The following is an 18,869-nucleotide window of genomic DNA, read 5'->3' as shown; positions in this document are numbered from 1 at the left end:
ATCAAGATAGTTTTTGTGTTATAGTATATAATAATTTGTCATCTCCTACATTCCCGGGAAAAACAATATAAGGTAGTTTAGGAAACATGGTTCTTGCACCCATTTCCCATACAGGAACTCCGGGAGCTATTTGCCCCATAACTTTTGATCGTCGCATTCTTAATCCTTTTATTGCTAGATCGTGAGAGGTAATACCTCCTTTTGCCAAGATATATTTTGGGGAAACACTAATTCCTTTGATGATCTTTACTAAAGCCTCAGAAACTTTAGAGCCTATATTTAAATTATCGTCAATATCAGATCCGGTAATTAATTTTCTGCTGGTATAGAGAACTACATCTTTACCAGAATTTAGTTTTTCCTCTATTTGTTTACTGATAACATTAAGATATGATAAAGCATTATCATTAAGTATTTTCTCGACATTAACCTCTATGGTATTATTGTTATCAAAGTACTTTAAAAGGTAATTAAGCTGAGCTGAGGATTTAGGAACATATGATCCTACTATAATTAAACCACCGCTTTTAACATTTTTAGGAATAAGATCCTCTGTGGTTAGTAGTTTTTTAGGTGTAATTCCAATGTAAGAAGGAATAAACGAACTAGAAGTACGATACAATATTTTTTTGCCAGACTTTTCTGCTAATAATAGAGCATGTGTTATTTTGTCGAGATCATGATAGTTAATTGCATTTACAATGCAGTAACTGCTGGGAGTGAGAGCTTGTACTTGCTTAGATAATAATTGCACACTATGTGTTCTTATATTCTCAATAGAAAATGAAAATACTTTAGAAGCACTTACTTGCCCTTCAGTTTTTTCCTCTATCCATTCACTAAGGTTGGCTTTAGTATATCCAAAAGAGTGATCTTGAGCAAATGGAGTTTTATCTACAGGAATTAAAGTTTCTTTATCGGAAATATAATGGATATCATTCACGGTAACTCTTCCTCCTTCAAACATCACCGGGATAAAAACTAGAATTACTTTGTCTAGATTACTTGCTTGTTTTATGGTATTCGTTTCTACGGGAAAATGTCCTCTCAAAGTAGAATCGCTGCGACTAATTATAGTATATTCTCGATTTGTCATTGTCGAAGCGACAAGGATATTTTTTGAAATTTCCTGATATATGATTGAGACCTTGGCTTGTGGTAAACTCCTGGAATTCGTTAGTAAAAAGAATACGGGAGTTTGTTTTTTAAATTCTTGTATCAAGGTGTCTTGATCCCATTGCGCTAATAATGGGATGTCATATACGGTTTGATTTCCAGTGGGATCATCATCAATAATAATACAAGTATGGTTCTGCTTTTTAAAAAGTTCGTGATTAAGCTTTCTGTATTCGGTTTGATCTACAGGAGGTAATGATTTTAATATGTCAGATAATAGTAAAGTCACTCGTATTTTTCTATAGCAATTACTCTGGCAGGAGCACCATCTCCATCAATTATTTTTATCGGTAATGCGATTAACTCTACACAGTTAGATTGTAGCTTGTTAATATTCGTAAGCCCTTCTATAATAACAACTCCTTTTAATAGGATTTGGTGGATTTTGGTAACTTCTTCCAGATTATTTACATCAGCTACAGAAGGAGGTTCAACACCAATCATTTTTATTTTTTTTTCTAAACACCATATAGCAAACCGCTCACTTATTCTAGGTAATTCATTTCGATAAGCAGAGGTGTTGATTTGTAGTGACCAATTTGTCCATAGAATTAGACTATCTCCTTCAATGATTTTTTTTTGAATATCCGCGGGGATATGTGTTGGATTGATTAACCCTCTGGAACCAATATGACGTAGATCAATGACCCAAGCTCTACCTACAAAATCAGAAACCGGAATTTGATCAATAGTTTGATTACTTACATTAAAATGAATTGGGGCATCCATATGAGTACCGCAATGAGAATAGAAAGTAAGAGTACTGGCATTCCAACCATCTTTTTGGATAGTTTTGCTAGTTTTTTTTGAGAAACCATTTATCTGATTTGTATAGGTAAGCGTAAGATCAACGATGTTTTTCATACAAAACCTATTAAAGATTTTTGATTACCGCATCTGCTACATCAGAAGTACTGGCATTACCTCCTAAATCAACAGTGAGTATACCTTGTTGAGTGGATGTGTCAATAGCCTGCATAATATTATTGGCAGCTTTTGTTTCTCCTAAGTGCTCTAATAATAAAGCGCCAGACCATATTTGACCATATGGATTTGCAATATTTTTACCAGCAATGTCAGGTGCAGATCCATGAATAGGTTCAAACATAGATGGGAACTCTTTTTCGGGATTAATATTTCCACTACCTCCAAGTCCGAGACTACCCATAACGGCTCCGCCAAGATCACTAAGAATATCTCCAAAAAGATTGGTAGTCAATACCACATCAAAAATTTCTGGTTTTAAAACAAAGTTAGCAGTAGAATTATCGATATACATTTGATCATGCTCTATATCAGGATATTGCTGTGCGACTTCTTTAATAACTCTATCCCAATAGGTTAGACTATTAATCAATGTATTAGATTTTGTGATATGAGTTACTTTTTTTCTTCGGGTACGAGCAAGTTTAAAGGCATAATGAGCAATCCTTTCGATCCCTTTTCTTGTAAAAATACTAGTATCCACTCCCATTCCGTTTTCAGAATCAGGGAGATACTGATCTCCGACCTGTACAAATTCCCCTTCTGTATTTTCTCTAATGATAACAAAATCAATATGTTTTTCACTTCTAAGAGGACGTTGTACGCCAGGGTAAGTGCGTACTGGTCTGTAGTTAACGTATTGATCAAAATGTGTACGTACTTTGAACGTATAATCTTTGGCAGGAAGTGTATCATCAACCTCGGGTAAACCTACAGATCCAAAATAAATAGCATCAAATTGTTTGAGAGTATCTAAGCCATCTTTTGGTAAAAACTCTCCATTTTTGATATAGTATCCGGCTCCCCAATCAAAATGTGTTGTCGAAATAGTAAAACCATGTTTTTGGGCTACTGCCTCAAGAACTTTTATTCCTTCTGGGACAATTTCATTTCCTATACCATCTCCTGGTACAACTGCAATATTATAATTATTCACTTTTATGGTTTTTATATTGGTCAATTAATAATTCTCTCGATTTTCTAATGTGCTCCCTGGCATATCGTTCTGCATCATCAGGATTTCCTTGTTCGATAGCGGTGATAATTTTAAAATGCTCTTCTAAGGTTTCTTCTGGCGGACGTACTAATCCATGCCCAATTACCTTGTCATGAATATTGCTGAAAAAGTAAATTTTATCTAGAGGAGCATTTTCTGTGAGTTTAATGAGAAGCTTATGGAAATTTTCATCTGCTTTAGTATAGGTTTGAAAATCAATATTTTCATCTTCTAAAAAAGGCGTAAAACACTTTTTTAAAGCATCAGTGTTATTATCGTTCTTATACGTTGCTAATAACCGAGCAGCCATACCTTCGATAGCTTCCCTACATATATATACATCTATGATTTCTTTTAGGTCTCTGGTTTTTACAAACATTCCCCTTCTGGGAATACTCTCAATCAAATACTCGTTTTCCAGGGTGAGTAAGGCTTTCATCAGAGGAGTTCTGCTAACTCCTAAAGTTTCAGCAATTTTTTCCTGAATTATTTTTTCACCGGGCTTTAGATCCCCATCAAGAATCATTTCTTTTAACCGTATATAAATCGGTCTGCTAAGGTCTGCGTGTTCTATCACAATTATTTTGTATTTTGTATACAAAATGCAATTTACAATTTAATTTTGGATTTAGATGATCGGAAACGGATGGACTTTTTCTATTATCTTTGTGGAGATTTAAAAAAATCATTTCACATTTATTATTATTTTTCTTTTTTTGAATATATCTTATGAATGAAAACCTCGATCCAACAAATGAACATTTTTCTGGCGAAGACCTTGATATAGAGAGAGCGTTAAGACCACTGGCATTTGAAGATTTTGCAGGACAGGATCAGGTATTAGAAAATCTTAAGATTTTTGTACAGGCAGCTAACCTTAGAGATGAAGCTTTGGACCATACCTTATTTCATGGTCCCCCAGGTCTGGGAAAAACTACATTAGCACATATTTTGGCTAATGAGTTAAGTGTTGGTATCAAAGTGACATCAGGTCCAGTACTCGATAAGCCGGGAGACTTAGCAGGATTGTTGACTAATCTTGATGATAGAGATGTATTATTTATAGATGAAATTCATAGATTAAGTCCTATAGTAGAAGAGTATTTATATTCTGCTATGGAAGATTATAAGATTGATATCATGATCGAAAGCGGTCCAAATGCGAGGACTGTGCAGATTAATCTCAATCCATTTACATTAGTTGGAGCAACAACGAGATCAGGATTACTAACCGCTCCCATGAGAGCGCGTTTCGGGATTCAATCTCGATTACAATATTATACTACAGAATTACTATCAACTATAGTAGAAAGAAGTGCTCATATTCTTAATGTGCCTATTTCTATGGAAGCTGCTATAGAGATTGCCGGGAGAAGTCGAGGTACACCTAGAATTGCAAATGCCTTATTACGTAGAGTTCGTGATTTTGCCCAAATCAAAGGAAACGGAAAAATTGATATCGAAATTTCTAAATTCGCTTTAAAAGCACTTAATGTGGATGCACATGGATTGGATGAGATGGATAATAAAATCTTGACAACTTTGATCGATAAGTTCAAAGGGGGACCGGTAGGTATAACTACTCTTGCTACTGCTGTTAGTGAAAGTGCAGAAACTATAGAAGAAGTATATGAACCTTTTTTAATACAGCAAGGGTTTATTATGCGTACTCCGCGCGGTAGAGAAGTTACAGAGGCAGCGTATAAACATCTTGGACGCATAAAAGGCGGAATTCAAGGTGGATTATTTTAATAGTATTAACTTTTCCAAACAAATTATTTTGTAATGGGTAACGATATCCCCAAAGTTTCTTTTTTTAATGTACTTAACAATGCCAATCGTATTCTCAAGAATCCGCTTCCTTTTCATCATGAGAATTTTGAAAAACATGGAGATGTTTTTGAAGTAAAACTAGGATTCGGGAAATCTGTAATTTTTACACGAGATGCAGGTTTTGCTAAACATATGTTGCAGAAACAACATAGAAAATATAGTAAGTCATCACTGCAAACCAAAGATCTTGCTAAATATATAGGAGAAGGCCTATTGACAGCTGAAGGTGAAAAATGGCTGAAACAAAGAAGACTTATTCAACCTGCTTTTCATAAGAAAAAATTAGAAACTCTAATAGATACAATTACCGAAGTAATTAGAGAAGAACTTTTAAAAATAAAACCTAACAAAGAATTAGATGTTTTTCCCTTAATGAGTGATTTAGCATTTAAGGTAGTTGCAAAATCATTATTTAGTTATACCGATGAAGGAGAAACCATATCTCGATTGCAACACATAACAGAAGCTGCACAACAATTTCTCATCAAAGAAATAAGACAACCCTATAAACGGTGGTGGTTTTATCTTACAGGAAAGGTCAAAGATACCCTTACATTAACAAGAGAATCCAGAGATATTCTCAATACTATTATTGAAGAAAGAAGAGCGTCTAAGGTAGAATACAATGACCTGTTAGATATGTTGTTAGCATCTCGATACGAAGATGGAACCGCAATGGGTAATGAACAATTAATTGATGAAATTCTGATATTGTTTACTGCAGGTCATGAAACTACTTCTAATGCTTTAACATTTACCTTACTGTTGCTTGCAAAACATCCTGAGATTCAAGAAAAAATATACAAAGAGGTTTCTGGAGATGAAGAAAATAAATCACCAATAGAACAGATTGCAAAGTATCAATATACAAAACAATGTATCGAAGAAGCAATGCGATTATATCCACCTGCATATTTTTCTGATAGAGTTGCCATAGAAGACGATTCATATAATCATCTTTTTCTTAAAAAAGGAACTACCGTGCTTATTTCTTTTTTTGAAATACACAGGCATATGAATTTTTGGGAAAACCCAGAAAGTTTTAATCCAGAGCGATTTAGTCCAGAAGTTGATAAAAAAGAGTATTCTGATCAATATTTCCCTTTTGGCTTAGGGCCACGGATGTGTATTGGTAATAATTTTGCGATGTACGAAATGATTCTGGCAATAAGTAGTATGATCAGGAAATATAAAATTCAAACCAGTCTTGATAGTATTGAAGTAAAACCTTTGATTACATTAAAACCAATGGAAGCCCCCTTAACTTTTACTTCCAGATAAGTATTTTTAAGGGACTTTATGTTATTTGTTTTAGAATCTCTGTGTGGTATTTTAGGAAATATACCAATGTGATAATGACAAGTATTAAAGCTAACACGAGCCACCATTTTATTTTCTTTTTTCTTTTTTCATGAATAGGACCTTTAGATTCTATGTCAGAAAGTAATAATCGAAAATTTTGTGAATCATGATCTTCAGTTATTCTTTTAAGATTTCCCTGAAATTCAATTTCATTCTCTATACCTGCTGCATTCAGATTTTTAAGTTGTTGTGTACAAAGTGATTTTTTGTTTTTTACTACAGTGATATTTTCATATCCTGGTCTGTCGGCAATCTCCTCTATAGCTAGACCTCTATAATAAAATAATATTAATATTTCCTGACAGCGCTCTCCAAGTGTGCCAAAAAACTGATGTAAAACTTTTTGTTCCTTAGATAATGTAATAGGTGCATCTAATTCTACTTCCACAAATTTGCTATCCGTAGAAGAAAATTGTAAATCAGGAGAAGTGCTGTCTTGTTGGTAGTTAGATAACATGGTCTTGCCAATTCCAAATAAATAAGGCTTAATAGAGCCTTTGATTTGATTCAGTTTTCCTTGTATACAATGTTTTCTTAGTACAACAAATGCTTCCTTATAAATATCAATTACGATATCAGCCTCGGTTTTATGTTTCTTACCAAAATTTAAGAAAGCTTTCTTATAAGAAAAATACAACCGACTAATTTCTTTTGGACTGCTGTTAGTTAAAATATGGATAAGCGATGGGTTCATTAGGGGGAGTTTGTATTCCTCTAAGGTATAAAAAACATTTTTTCTTTTTTGGCAGAAAGAAAAAAGTAATAGATTTTAGAAAATAATAGCAGTATCAATTTTAATCTATATTGAGCAATCGTTGTACTTTAGCAAAACACAGTAATAATATTTTATCGAATTGAATTCTAAAGCCAAACATACTCAATTGATAAAAGCAGAGGCAAAACGCCTTGGTTTTTTATCTTGTGGAGTTTCTAAAGCAGAATTTCTTGAACAAGAGGCTCCAAGGTTAGAGCAATGGCTTAATAATAATATGCATGGCCAAATGCAGTATATGGAGAATCATTTTGATAAACGACTGAACCCGACTCTACTTGTTGATGATGCTAAGAGTGTCATATCCTTACTCCTTAATTATTTTCCTTCTGAAGTACAGCAAGACTCAGAAGCTCCCAAAATTTCAAAATATGCCTATGGTACCGATTATCATTTTGTAATAAAAGACAAATTAAAACAGTTGCTATCTTTTATTCAGGAAGAAATAGGAGATGTCTATGGGCGTGCTTTTGTAGATTCTGCTCCGGTTTTGGATAAAGCCTGGGCGGCAAAAAGTGGTTTGGGATGGATTGGTAAAAATAGTAACCTACTTACGCAACAAGTTGGTTCTTTTTATTTTATTGCAGAATTAATCGTCGATCTCGAATTAGAATATGATACCCCGGTTACCGATCATTGCGGAACGTGTACAGCCTGTATAGATGCATGTCCTACTCAAGCTATAGTAGAGCCATATGTAGTAGATGGAAGTAAATGCATTTCTTATTTTACTATAGAATTAAAAGAAGAGATACCTAATGGCTATAAGGGACAATTTGATGATTGGATGTTTGGCTGTGATGTATGTCAGGATGTATGTCCTTGGAATCGTTTCTCTAAACCTCATAATGAACCTTTGTTTCATCCAAAACCAGAGTTGTTAGAAATGACCAAAAAAGATTGGCAAGAAATTACTCAGGAAGTATTTTCAAAAGTTTTTCAGAAATCTGCAGTAAAAAGAACCAAGTTCTCTGGGCTACAAAGAAACATTCGATTTTTAGAGGATTAACAGAGTTTTTATTACAAATTTCATAATACAAACGTTTGCATTTTGAGTTGAGGCTATTTTGAATATCAAAATCGTATCCAATTTTGAATTATCTTGTATATTCATCAGATAATTTAACAAAAAGTAAACAATTTTAGTTTTTAAGGTACCCCCTAGATCTTATTCTTTGAAAACAAATATTCTTTGATTTAGCATAAAACACTTCACACATGAACGAATTATCTTATATCGACATTGCGGTAATCGTAGTATATTTAGTCGGTATTATTATTTACGGGATTTCCAAATCCAAGAGAGGGAGTTCTGAGGATTATTTCCTTGGAGGTAGAACGATGACATGGCCTATTGTAGGGATTGCTTTGTTCTCAGCAAATATTTCGAGTTCTACATTAGTTGGACTCGCTTCAGACGCATATCAAACCAATATAAATGTGTATAATTATGAGTGGTATGCAGTAGTGGTTCTGATATTTTTTGCCATATTCTTTTTACCTTTTTATCTAAGATCAGGGGTATATACTATGCCAGAGTTTTTAGAAAGGAGATATGATAGTCGATCCAGATATTATTTTTCTTTTATAACAGTAGTGGGTAATATTTTAGTAGATACTGCTGCCGGATTATATGTAGGTAAAATTGTTTTAACCTTATTGTTTCCATCAATGGATTCGACATTGATCCTTATTATTCTTGCTGTGGCTGCGGCTGCATATACGATTCCCGGAGGGTTAAACTCTGTAATCCAGACAGAGGTTATCCAGGCAATATTGTTAATTTTGGGTTCATGTCTATTAACGTATTTTGCTTTTGACCAATTAGGAGGAGGATGGTCTGGTATGATGGCGAAACTCGACACTATGTTATCAGCAGGGGATGTTAATTTTGGAGATCGAGCAGCAGAAGGAAAATTTATACCAAAAAATTCTAGTGAAGTATTTAGTTTAGTAAGACCTGCTAATGATGAGTTTATGCCTTGGTGGGGATTACTCACTGGTGTTCCTTTATTAGGGTTTTATTTCTGGGCAAATAATCAATTTATGGTGCAACGTGTATTGGGGGCCAAAGATCTAAATCATGGCCGATGGGGAGCCCTTTTTGCAGGGTTACTTAAATTACCTGTAATTTTTATTATGGTAGTCCCGGGTGTTTTAGCACTGCTTTTATTTAGTACATTAGATATAACAGGACTTAATTATGAATTGACCAATGGTGAAATTTGTAATAATCTTGCAGATTGCCCTAATCTAACTTATCCTGTATTACTATTTCAGTTGTTACCCGTCGGAGTTTTAGGATTGGTAGTTGCAGGTTTAATGGCAGCGATGATGTCATCTGTTTCGGCAACATTTAATTCGGCTTCTACATTAGTGACTATGGATTTTGTAAAACAAATGAAACCTGATTTAACAAGTAAGCAATTAGTAAGGGTTGGTCAGGTTACAACGATAATTCTTGTGATTTTAGCAATTTCCTGGGTTCCGTTTATAGAAAGTGTCAGTGATTCTCTATGGACATATTTACAATTAGTAATTGCGTATACTTGTCCACCAGCAGTGTCTACATTTATTCTTGGTTTGTTTTGGAAACGTGCAAATGGAACAGGGTCTATTGTGAGTTTACTAACAGGTTTTTCCCTTGCCATATTTATGATTTTGTCGCAGTCTTTTGATTGGGTACCAGAAATCAATGAATTGCACTTTCTGGCAAAGGCGACTTGGTTATTTGTAATTTGTATATTGATCCATGTAATTGTGAGTTTATTCACTAAACCACAATCAGAACAACAAATAAAAGAATACACATACAAGAAAGCTATGTTTGCAGAAGAATCAAAAGAACTTGCCGGAATATCATGGTATAAAAATTATAGGATATTATCAGTTATTCTTTTGATCTTAACAGCAATTGTCGTAGGTTTTTTTTGGTAAGAAAATAAGATGATGAATACTATTAAATTCAGATATATACTTGGGCTATTTGTGATAGTAATTTTGGTGGCTTGTCAACAAGAACAGAAACCCGAATATCTAAATCATGCTTTTCTATTAGAAAAATTAATCAAACAAGAAGACACTGATGGAGATAAGAAAATTACTATAGAAGATAAAGGGCCTAAAAGATTTGAATTTGTTAACCAAAAAGGAGTGTCTTTTGTAATAGAAGGGACATACGAATTGTCAAACCTTCTTCAAGAACTAGCAATCACCGGGGATGATGAATCCATTGATATCGATAAGATTACTGAGAAGCCTACAGATCGTATTTCAAGATTAATCAAAACTCGATTTTGGAATAACCTAACTCGATCTATTGATAAACAAGGATTAGCAAAGGTTTTAGAAGATACAAAATCTACTACCGATACACTGCGACTATACATCCCACATCGAGATACTGCAGCTGCAAAATATTTTAATACCCTTACAACAGAGTTTTCAAAACTGGAGGTTGTTATCCTTCCAGAAGAAATCACGCCTGAATATGTGAACAAAATAAATCAAAAACCAGGAATCCTTAACCTTGCTCATGATGCAATTGATAAAGAGTATAAAGGAAAACCTTTTGTAGTGCCAGGAGGAAGGTTTAATGAAATGTATGGATGGGATAGTTATTTTGAATCTATAGGATTGTTAATTGATGGCAGGGCAGATTTGGCTATGGCTATGGCAGATAATTTTGCCTACCAGATTAAACACTATGGGAAAATTCTTAATGCCAACAGAAGTTATTACTTAACTCGTACACAGCCTCCTTTTTTTAGTTCTTTGGTTAAAGAGGTCTATCTTAATAACCCTAAAGTTTCAAAAGAATGGATAGCCGAAAACCTAAAAATGGTCATTCAGGAATATGAAACAGTCTGGATGAAAAAAGGGATTAGGTTAACCAATACAGGACTTAATCGTTTTTATGGAGAAGGTATAGGAATGCCTCCAGAAACAGAAGAAGGTCATTTTGATTTTGAACTAAAAAAGTATGCAGAAAAACATCAATTATCTCTAGAAGAATTTAAAGAAAAATATAGAAATCGAGATTTAATCGATACAGAATTAGATTCCTATTTTACTCATGACCGTTCGATGAGAGAAAGCGGTCATGATACATCTAATCGATTGGATGGAGTATGCGCCAATTTAAATACCGTTGGCTTAAATAGCCTATTGTATAAATATGAAACTGACATTGCATATCTTATAAAGAACGTGTTTGATAATGCTTTTGAGGTCAATGGAACGAAATATGAATCAGCGATTTGGTTACTAAAAGCAGAAGAACGAAAAAAAATGATGAATGTATTGATGTGGAATGAAGAAAAAGGTTCTTTTTATGATTATGATTTTATAATCCAAAAGCAAGTACCTGTGGTGTCTGCAACCAATTTTTATCCATTATGGGCAGGAATCTGTAGTAAAAAGCAAGCATCTGTTTTGTTGGAAGGATTATTCGAAAATCTGGTTCAAAAAGGAGGGATTTCGGGGACTACAGATATCACAGACAAAAATGACCCTAATGCCCCACAAAGGCAATGGGACTATCCAAATGGGTGGGCTCCACATCAAATGCTACTTTGGAAAGGATTGATGACTTATGGATATGATAATGAAGCACAAGAACTAATATATCGTTGGTTATGGACGATTACCAAAAATGCAGTAAATTATAATGGTACGATACCCGAAAAATATGATGTAGTGGATGCTACACATAAGGTATATGCAGAATATGGTAATGTAGGAACAGAATTCGATTATATCACTCCCAGTGGTTTTGGGTGGATGAACGCCTCTTATCAACTAGGATTAAGTCTTTTACCAATAGATCTTAAAAATAAACTAGATCAACTCATAGATCCAGACGAAATTTTTACAAAAACAAATATGTGATTACATGATTGGTAATAGATACGTTAGAAATAATAGTCCTTTTTTCTATTTGTTATTTTTTAAAGTCTAAATTCACAACGAGCTAAGTTTATATTACTTAAATGAACTAAGAAGTTCATGAACCTGGTTGGTGTCTTCGACATAATATCGAGCAACAGTTTTCTTTAAACCAACTTTAACCGTATATGCCAAATCAGGTAATTCTTTAAACATATATTCATCGGTCCAATCGTCGCCTATAGCAAATATAAAATCATAGTTTTGTCCGACTAACATTTTTGCAGCAGATTTTCCCTTGTCAACGCCACTTACCTTAATTTCTAATACCTTATCTCCTTCTAGAATTTCAAGATTGTGATTTGCTATTAAATGTTGGATAGTCATTTTGAGTTCCATAGCTCTTTTTTTACCAAGATCTGGATCTACACTTCTAAAATGCCAAGCCAGAGAATAGTTCTTTTCTTCTATCAAGGATCCAGGAGTACGATCTGTAAAGGATTCTAATACTGGCGAAATGGACTCAAACCATTTGTTGGTTACTCTTTCAAGTAGTTCCCAATCTTTTTCTGTTTCTTTAAGCCAAACACCATGTTCTGTAATTAGTGTGTAGTCTTTATGGCCAAACCATCTGTTAAAGGTGTCCTTGTCTCTACCCGTTATGATAATTAATTTTGTATTAGGAGCTTTATGAATAGCATCTAGGATATCAAATATTTTTTGAGTTGGTTTGGCATTTTCAGGTAATTTTTCAAAAGGCGCTAATGTTCCATCATAATCGAGGAAAAATATTTTTTTGTTAGCGTTTAAAAAATCAGACAGTATAGCGTCTTTGATAGAGGGAGTTAATTTTTTTAATAATATTTTTTTTGCATTGGTTTTGGTATTTTCTAATGCTTCCATAAAGTCATTAGCCCATTTTTCGACATTGTATCTCTTTAGTCGTTTCTGTAAAGCAGTGTTTCTTTTAATTTGTTCTTCATCAGGCATTTCGAGAGCAAACTTGAGGGTGTCTGCAATCTCTTCAAAATTATTTGGATTAATAATCAAAGCCTCACTCATTTCTTTAGAAGCTCCTGTCATTTCACTCAAAATCAACACCCCTTTTTTATCTACTCTAGAGGCTACGTATTCTTTGGCAACCAAATTCATACCATCTCTTATGGGTGTTAGTAAAGCAACTTCACTAGAAGTGTACAGGTCGATCAGGTTTTCAAAAGGCATTGAGCGATAGAAATACCAGATAGGTGTCCAACTAACTTCTGCAAACTTTCCGTTAATACGACCTACTAATTGGTCAATTTCATTTTTTAAGATTTGATATTGTGGTACGTCAGATCGAGATGGAACCGCAAGCATTACCAATCTTGCTTTACCTTTAAATTGAGGGTATTTTTCCAAAAAATACTCAAAAGCTCTCAACCTGTTTGCAATTCCTTTGGTATAGTCAAGCCTGTCAATAGATAATATAAGTTTTGCGTTATAATGTTTATCTATTTCTTGCTGAATTTCAGTTTTTTCCTTTTTCTCCTTTTGGTTGTGATCTATGGCAGCATTGTAAAATTTTTCATAATCAATACCCATTGGAAAAGAATCAACTTTTACAATTCGATTATCAAGATGTACATTATTAAAATTAATTTCATGACCTAATATACGTTGAGTAGCACTTAAAAAATGACGTTCATAATCGTATGTGTGAAATCCAATAAGATCAGCCCCTAACATACCCTTGAGAAGTTCTTTTCTGTAAGGAATTGTTCTAAAAACTTCATATGATGGAAAAGGGATATGTAAAAAGAATCCTATAGAAACGTTAGGTTTCTTTTTTCGAATCATTTCTGGCAATAACAATAATTGATAATCATGAACCCAAATAGTATCTCCTTCATTAAGATTTTCTATGACAACATCTGCAAATTTTTGATTTACGTCATAATAGGCGTCCCAGGTATCTTTTTCAAACTCTGTGTATTCCATAAAATAATGGAATAATGGCCATAAGGTGTTATTGCTAAAACCAAAATAAAATTTATCAATATCATATTCAGTCAGAGGAACCCCTACACATTGATGTTTTTTTAAGGCATTAGCAACTAATTCTTCTAAGTTTTTATCTAGTTTTTCTTCTGGAAGACCGCTCCAGCCTATCCATATACTATCACTACCAGAATGTACCGATTTCATACCTGTTGCTAATCCGCCAACACTGGGAGTAGTTTCAATAGAATTATTATCGATTCTTAATTGAAGTGGTAGTCTATTTGAGATTATAATAGTTTTACTCATAAACAGTGTTTAAATTTGGTTTTTTGTTTTTGTTTTTTGCTAAATTTCGGAAAAAAGGATTTAAAAACAGCAATTAAAAAGAACTTTGAGCCTATGGATAATCTCGATTATGGAATTATTGGAAATTGTAGAAGCGCAGCCCTAATTTCAAAAACCGGATCTTTGGATTGGTGTTGCTTGCCTAACTTTGATTCTTCTTCGGTATTTGCAAAAATTTTAGATGAACAAAAAGGTGGTTCTTTCGAAATCCTGGTTTCTGATGATTACAAAGTATCACAAAAGTATATTCATAAAACCAATATCCTGGTCACAGAGTTCAACAATGGAACAGATATTTTTGAGAGTATAGATTTTATGCCCAGATATCAAAATGAAGATGGGAGTTATCATAATCCGGCAGATATTATAAGGTATATCAAATTAATTGCCGGAAAACCTACTTTCAGAATAAAATATAATCCAAAGCTTGAATATGCAAAGGAAGAAACGTATTCAAAAAAAACAGAAAATTACATAAAAAGTATTACCAATAAGGATAAATATGACACCTTATATTTGTACTCAGATTTGGATTTGGAGGGCATACTGAGCGGAGAAAAAATTACATTAACCGATCATGCTTATTTTCTGATTAGTTACCATGAAAAAATTCTGGAACAAACTTTAGAGCGCTGTTATCTTAAATTACAACGAACCCGTGTGTATTGGTTAAATTGGAGCGAAAAAACAACCACGTATGCAAAATATAATGATGAAATATTAAGAAGTGCTCTTGTGCTCAAGTTATTGAGTTATGAAAAATCTGGAGCTGTATTAGCCGCTGCAACTACTTCATTGCCAGAAACCATAGGCGAAGTTCGTAATTGGGATTATCGCTTTTGTTGGATTCGAGATGCTTCTATGGTTATTAAAGTAATTTCAGATCTTGGACATAAAAATGTTGCACAACGTTTTCTAAGGTTTATCATTGATATCATACCGGATAAGGATGAGAAAATACAGATTATGTATGGAATTAATGGAGAAAAAGACCTTACAGAAAAAACATTAGATCATTTAAGTGGATATAAAAACTCTAGTCCGGTTCGTATCGGAAATGCTGCATTTCATCAAAAACAAAATGATATTTATGGAATTTTAATGAATGTGATTTATCAGCAATTTGTAAAGTTTGAATGTACCGTAGATGATAACGAGAGTTTATGGACAATTAGTAAAAGTATTGTACATATTGTAAATGTAAATTGGGAAAAACCAGATAAGGGTATTTGGGAATTTAGAACCGAAGAACGACATTTTACTTTTTCTAAATTGTTATGTTGGGTAGCTGTTGACAGAGCAATTAAAATTGGTGAACTTATTAATAAAAAAGGGAAGAACAAACGTTGGAAAGCACTTCGGGATCGTATTTATAATGATATTTATGAAAATGCCTGGAATGAAGAAGTACAAGCATATACGCAATCTTATGGGTCTAGTGATTTAGATGCTTCTACTTTATTAATGGAATCTTATGGATTTATAGATGCAAAAGATCCACGTTTTATAAGTACGGTAAAGGCAACAGAAAAAGAATTGTGTAATGATGGCTTATTATATAGATACAAAAATAAAGATGACTTTGGATTGCCATCCTCCTCTTTCACCATTTGTAGTTTTTGGTTTATCAATAGTCTGTTTAAAATAGGAGAAGAGGAAAAAGCAAAAAAACTTTTTGATCAATTACTTTCTTACAGTAATCATCTGGGGCTTTTTAGCGAGGATATTGATTTCAAAACCAAACGTTTATTAGGTAACTTTCCACAAGCATATTCTCATCTGGCATTAATAGAGACAGCTGTTAATTTTTCTGAAATGGGAGTTAATGAGAAGTGTTCGTGATAAAAAAAGTAAACTTAAAGAATACAAACTATTAGGAATATTCTGTTTACCTATAATTTGATTGATATTGTTATAGATTGTTTTTAAAAATAAATTAAACCAATGTGTATATCCTGACGAAATTTTTACGAAAACAGGTATATGGTTGCACAATTAGCAATAGATACGTTAAAAAAACAACTTCTTTTTTCTATTTGTTATTTTTTGAAAGATTAAGCACTATAAATTTCTGCATCTCAATCGGACTTGTACCTTTGTATATGTAATAGTTTAATACAATTTATTGTATTCGCACATTTATCTAAATTTAGTATGAGTATCGAAAGTAAAAGAAGAGAGGCTTTAGTATATCACGCAAAGCCCACCCCCGGCAAAATAAAAGTCGTTCCTACTAAAAAATATGCAACTCAAAGAGATCTGGCATTGGCATATTCCCCAGGTGTTGCAGAACCTTGTTTAGAAATAGAAAAAGATATTTCTAATGCGTATAGATATACTGCAAAAGGTAATCTGGTTGCAGTAATATCTAATGGAACCGCGGTTTTAGGACTAGGAGATATTGGTCCCGAGGCCTCTAAACCAGTAATGGAAGGTAAAGGATTGTTATTTAAAATCTTTGCAGATATTGATGTATTTGATATTGAGGTAGACACCAAAGATGTGGATGCTTTTATTGAAACGGTAAAAAATATTGCACCAACCTTTGGAGGAATAAACCTAGAAGATATTAAAGCTCCTGAAGCTTTTGAAATCGAAAGAAGACTAAAAGAAGAGTTAGATATACCAGTAATGCATGATGATCAGCATGGTACCGCAATAATTTCTGCTGCGGCTTTACTTAATGCTTTAGAGATTGCAGGTAAAAAAATCGAAGACGTAAAAATAGTAGTGAGTGGAGCAGGTGCTGCAGCAGTTTCCTGCACCAGGCTCTATAAAGCTTTCGGCGCAAAAGCAGAAAATATTGCAATGACCGATAGTAAAGGAGTTATACGTAAAGACCGCGATAATCTTACCAAAGAGAAAGCAGAGTTTGCAACTGATAGAGATCTAAATGAATTAGAAGATGCTATGAAAGATGCAGATGTCTTTATTGGTCTGTCAATGGCAAATCTTGTGACTCAAGAGATGTTGGTATCTATGGCAGATAACCCAATTGTTTTTGCAATGGCAAATCCAGATCCTGAAATAAAATATGATCTTGCTATAAAAGCTCGTAAAGATGTGATTATGGCTACAGGAAGAAGCGATCATCCTAACCAGGTAAATAATGTCTTGGGATTCCCTTTTATCTTTAGAGGAGCATTGGATGTTCGTGCAACAGGAATCAATGAAGAAATGAAAATGGCAGCTGTAAAAGCATTAGCAGAATTGGCCAAAGAACCTGTTCCTGAGCAAGTAAATATTGCCTATGGAGAAACACGTCTTAACTTTGGAAGAGAGTATATAATTCCGAAACCCTTTGATCCACGTTTGATTGCAAAAGTACCTCCGGCAGTTGCAAAAGCTGCAATAGAAAGTGGTATAGCAACAGAGCCAATTACAGATTGGGAGAAATATGAAAATGAGTTGCTTGAGCGTATGGGTAATGATAATAAATTGGTGAGATTACTACTCGACAGAGCAAGAACAAATCCAAAACGAGTTGTCTTTACAGAAGGAGACCACTTGGATGTTTTAAAAGCTGCACAAACTGTAAAAGAAGAGGGTATTGCTTTTCCAATTTTATTGGGACGTAGAGATATTATTCTGGAACTGATGAAAGAGATTGATTTTGATCCAAGTGATATTACTATTATCGACCCTAAAGCAGACGAAGAGTATGATCGCAAAAATGCATACGCCAAAAAATATTGGCAAACCCATAAACGTAAGGGGATAACATTATATGATGCAGAGAAATTAATGCGAGAGCGTAATTATTTTGCTGCTATGATGGTTAATGAAGGGGATGCCGATGCATTACTTTCTGGATATTCTAGAAGTTATGCTTCAGTAGTAAAACCGATGCTAGATCTTATAGGGCTGGCAAAAGGAGCTACTCGTATTGCTACAATGAATGTTATGATGACCGATAAAGGACCATTATTTATAAGTGATACCTCTATTAATATAGATCCTTCTTCAAAAGAATTAGCTAAAATAGCACAGATGACAGCCAGAACAGTAGAGATGTTCGGAATCAAACCTGTAGTAGCTATGATTTCTTATGCCAACTTTGGATCATCAAAACATGATAATGCTTCAAAGGTACAGGATGCAGTATCATATTTGCATCGATATTATCCGAACCTGGTTGTTGATGGAGGATTACAAATGAATTTTGCACTGAATAGAAAAATGCGAAAAGATAAATTCCCGTTTTCTAAGCTTAATGGGCAAAAAGTAAATACTCTGGTGTTTCCTAATTTGGATGCAGCAAATAGTAATTATAAACTATTAAGTGAATTAAATAATGCAGAATCTATTGGTCCTATTATGATGGGTATGCGTAAACCGGTACATATTTTGCAGTTGGGGGCAAGTGTAGAGGAAATGATTAATATGGCTGCAGTAGCTGTTATTGATGCGCAAGAGAAAGAAAAAAGAGACTTGCATTTATCTGCAATGTCTAAGGATATTTAGAATATAAGATACATATATTTAATTATTTTTTTAAGCCAGAGTTCTTAGTAAGAACTCTGGCTTTTT

The 18,869-nt window shown here is 33.8% G+C and carries 13 protein-coding genes; 7 read left to right on the top strand and 6 right to left on the bottom strand.

Features of this window, described 5'->3' with window-relative positions:
- Position 1: 1 nt before the first annotated feature.
- Genes DK442_RS09440 through DK442_RS09425 form a run of 4 tightly spaced genes read right to left on the bottom strand, consistent with a single transcriptional unit; the run spans position 2 to position 3,734 of the window.
- On the bottom strand, positions 2 to 1,405 hold the full coding sequence (locus tag DK442_RS09440; protein WP_109435614.1) for a four-carbon acid sugar kinase family protein: 1,404 nt from the start codon (positions 1,403 to 1,405) through the stop codon (positions 2 to 4).
- Positions 1,402 to 2,040, bottom strand: coding sequence for a cyclase family protein (locus DK442_RS09435; RefSeq protein ID WP_109435613.1), 639 nt, complete (start codon positions 2,038 to 2,040; stop codon positions 1,402 to 1,404). Before DK442_RS09435 ends, DK442_RS09440 begins: the two co-directional genes overlap by 4 nt.
- A 10-nt stretch (positions 2,041 to 2,050) precedes the next feature.
- The gene (locus DK442_RS09430) at positions 2,051 to 3,097 is read right to left on the bottom strand and encodes a tartrate dehydrogenase (RefSeq protein ID WP_109435914.1); all 1,047 of its coding nucleotides are present in this window, start codon (positions 3,095 to 3,097) and stop codon (positions 2,051 to 2,053) included.
- Positions 3,090 to 3,734 carry a GntR family transcriptional regulator gene (locus tag DK442_RS09425; RefSeq protein WP_160114104.1) on the bottom strand — a complete coding sequence of 215 codons (645 nt, stop codon included), beginning with the start codon at positions 3,732 to 3,734 and terminating at the stop codon, positions 3,090 to 3,092. Before DK442_RS09425 ends, DK442_RS09430 begins: the two co-directional genes overlap by 8 nt.
- 152 nt (positions 3,735 to 3,886) lie before the next feature.
- On the opposite strand from DK442_RS09425, the gene ruvB reads away from it, so the two are divergent.
- Together ruvB and DK442_RS09415 are read left to right on the top strand one after the other, a co-directional pair.
- Positions 3,887 to 4,909, top strand: a complete 1,023-nt coding sequence (gene ruvB / locus DK442_RS09420; RefSeq protein WP_109435611.1) for a Holliday junction branch migration DNA helicase RuvB — start codon at positions 3,887 to 3,889, stop codon at positions 4,907 to 4,909.
- A gap of 33 nt (positions 4,910 to 4,942) precedes the next feature.
- A complete protein-coding gene (locus DK442_RS09415; protein WP_109435610.1) occupies positions 4,943 to 6,271 on the top strand; it encodes a cytochrome P450 in 1,329 nt (442 codons plus the stop codon).
- A 16-nt stretch (positions 6,272 to 6,287) separates the two neighbouring features.
- Here the strand turns inward: DK442_RS09415 and DK442_RS09410 are convergent, their stop codons facing one another.
- Positions 6,288 to 7,046 (bottom strand): RNA polymerase sigma factor, encoded by a 759-nt coding sequence (locus DK442_RS09410; protein ID WP_109435609.1) that lies wholly within the window; start codon positions 7,044 to 7,046, stop codon positions 6,288 to 6,290.
- Between the two features lie 160 nt (positions 7,047 to 7,206).
- On the opposite strand from DK442_RS09410, the gene queG reads away from it, so the two are divergent.
- From queG to DK442_RS09395, 3 genes are all read left to right on the top strand, one after another.
- Entirely contained in the window at positions 7,207 to 8,133 is a 927-nt protein-coding gene (gene queG, locus DK442_RS09405; RefSeq protein WP_109435608.1) for a tRNA epoxyqueuosine(34) reductase QueG, read from the top strand.
- 209 nt (positions 8,134 to 8,342) lie between these two features.
- Complete coding sequence (locus tag DK442_RS09400) at positions 8,343 to 10,061, top strand: sodium:solute symporter (protein ID WP_109435607.1); 1,719 nt, start codon at positions 8,343 to 8,345, stop codon at positions 10,059 to 10,061.
- 9 nt (positions 10,062 to 10,070) lie between these two features.
- Positions 10,071 to 12,014, top strand: coding sequence for an alpha,alpha-trehalase (locus DK442_RS09395; RefSeq protein ID WP_235010933.1), 1,944 nt, complete (start codon positions 10,071 to 10,073; stop codon positions 12,012 to 12,014).
- Between the two features lie 93 nt (positions 12,015 to 12,107).
- Here the strand turns inward: DK442_RS09395 and DK442_RS09390 are convergent, their stop codons facing one another.
- On the bottom strand, positions 12,108 to 14,300 hold the full coding sequence (locus tag DK442_RS09390) for a bifunctional alpha,alpha-trehalose-phosphate synthase (UDP-forming)/trehalose-phosphatase (protein WP_109435605.1): 2,193 nt from the start codon (positions 14,298 to 14,300) through the stop codon (positions 12,108 to 12,110).
- Between the two features lie 93 nt (positions 14,301 to 14,393).
- On the opposite strand from DK442_RS09390, the gene DK442_RS09385 reads away from it, so the two are divergent.
- The gene (locus DK442_RS09385) at positions 14,394 to 16,181 is read left to right on the top strand and encodes a glycoside hydrolase family 15 protein (protein ID WP_109435913.1); all 1,788 of its coding nucleotides are present in this window, start codon (positions 14,394 to 14,396) and stop codon (positions 16,179 to 16,181) included.
- Between the two features lie 312 nt (positions 16,182 to 16,493).
- The gene (locus DK442_RS09380) at positions 16,494 to 18,803 is read left to right on the top strand and encodes an NADP-dependent malic enzyme (RefSeq protein WP_109435604.1); all 2,310 of its coding nucleotides are present in this window, start codon (positions 16,494 to 16,496) and stop codon (positions 18,801 to 18,803) included.
- Positions 18,804 to 18,869: the final 66 nt, after the last annotated feature.

It is taken from the genome of Aquimarina sp. AU119 (assembly GCF_900312735.1).
GTDB lineage: Bacteria > Bacteroidota > Bacteroidia > Flavobacteriales > Flavobacteriaceae > Aquimarina > Aquimarina algiphila.
This window is presented reverse-complemented; position numbering and strand designations above follow the sequence as displayed.

Bases quoted from the DNA above. Each gene is read 5' to 3' on its own strand.
- DK442_RS09435 (WP_109435613.1), bottom strand. From the start codon at position 2,040: ATGAAAAACATCGTTGATCTTACGCTTACCTATACAAATCAGATAAAT.
- DK442_RS09390 (WP_109435605.1), bottom strand. From the start codon at position 14,300: ATGAGTAAAACTATTATAATCTCAAATAGACTACCACTTCAATTAAGA.
- ruvB (WP_109435611.1), top strand. From the start codon at position 3,887: ATGAATGAAAACCTCGATCCAACAAATGAACATTTTTCTGGCGAAGAC.
- DK442_RS09380 (WP_109435604.1), top strand. From the start codon at position 16,494: ATGAGTATCGAAAGTAAAAGAAGAGAGGCTTTAGTATATCACGCAAAG.
- DK442_RS09410 (WP_109435609.1), bottom strand. From the start codon at position 7,046: ATGAACCCATCGCTTATCCATATTTTAACTAACAGCAGTCCAAAAGAA.
- DK442_RS09395 (WP_235010933.1), top strand. From the start codon at position 10,071: ATGATGAATACTATTAAATTCAGATATATACTTGGGCTATTTGTGATA.
- DK442_RS09400 (WP_109435607.1), top strand. From the start codon at position 8,343: ATGAACGAATTATCTTATATCGACATTGCGGTAATCGTAGTATATTTA.
- DK442_RS09385 (WP_109435913.1), top strand. From the start codon at position 14,394: ATGGATAATCTCGATTATGGAATTATTGGAAATTGTAGAAGCGCAGCC.
- DK442_RS09415 (WP_109435610.1), top strand. From the start codon at position 4,943: ATGGGTAACGATATCCCCAAAGTTTCTTTTTTTAATGTACTTAACAAT.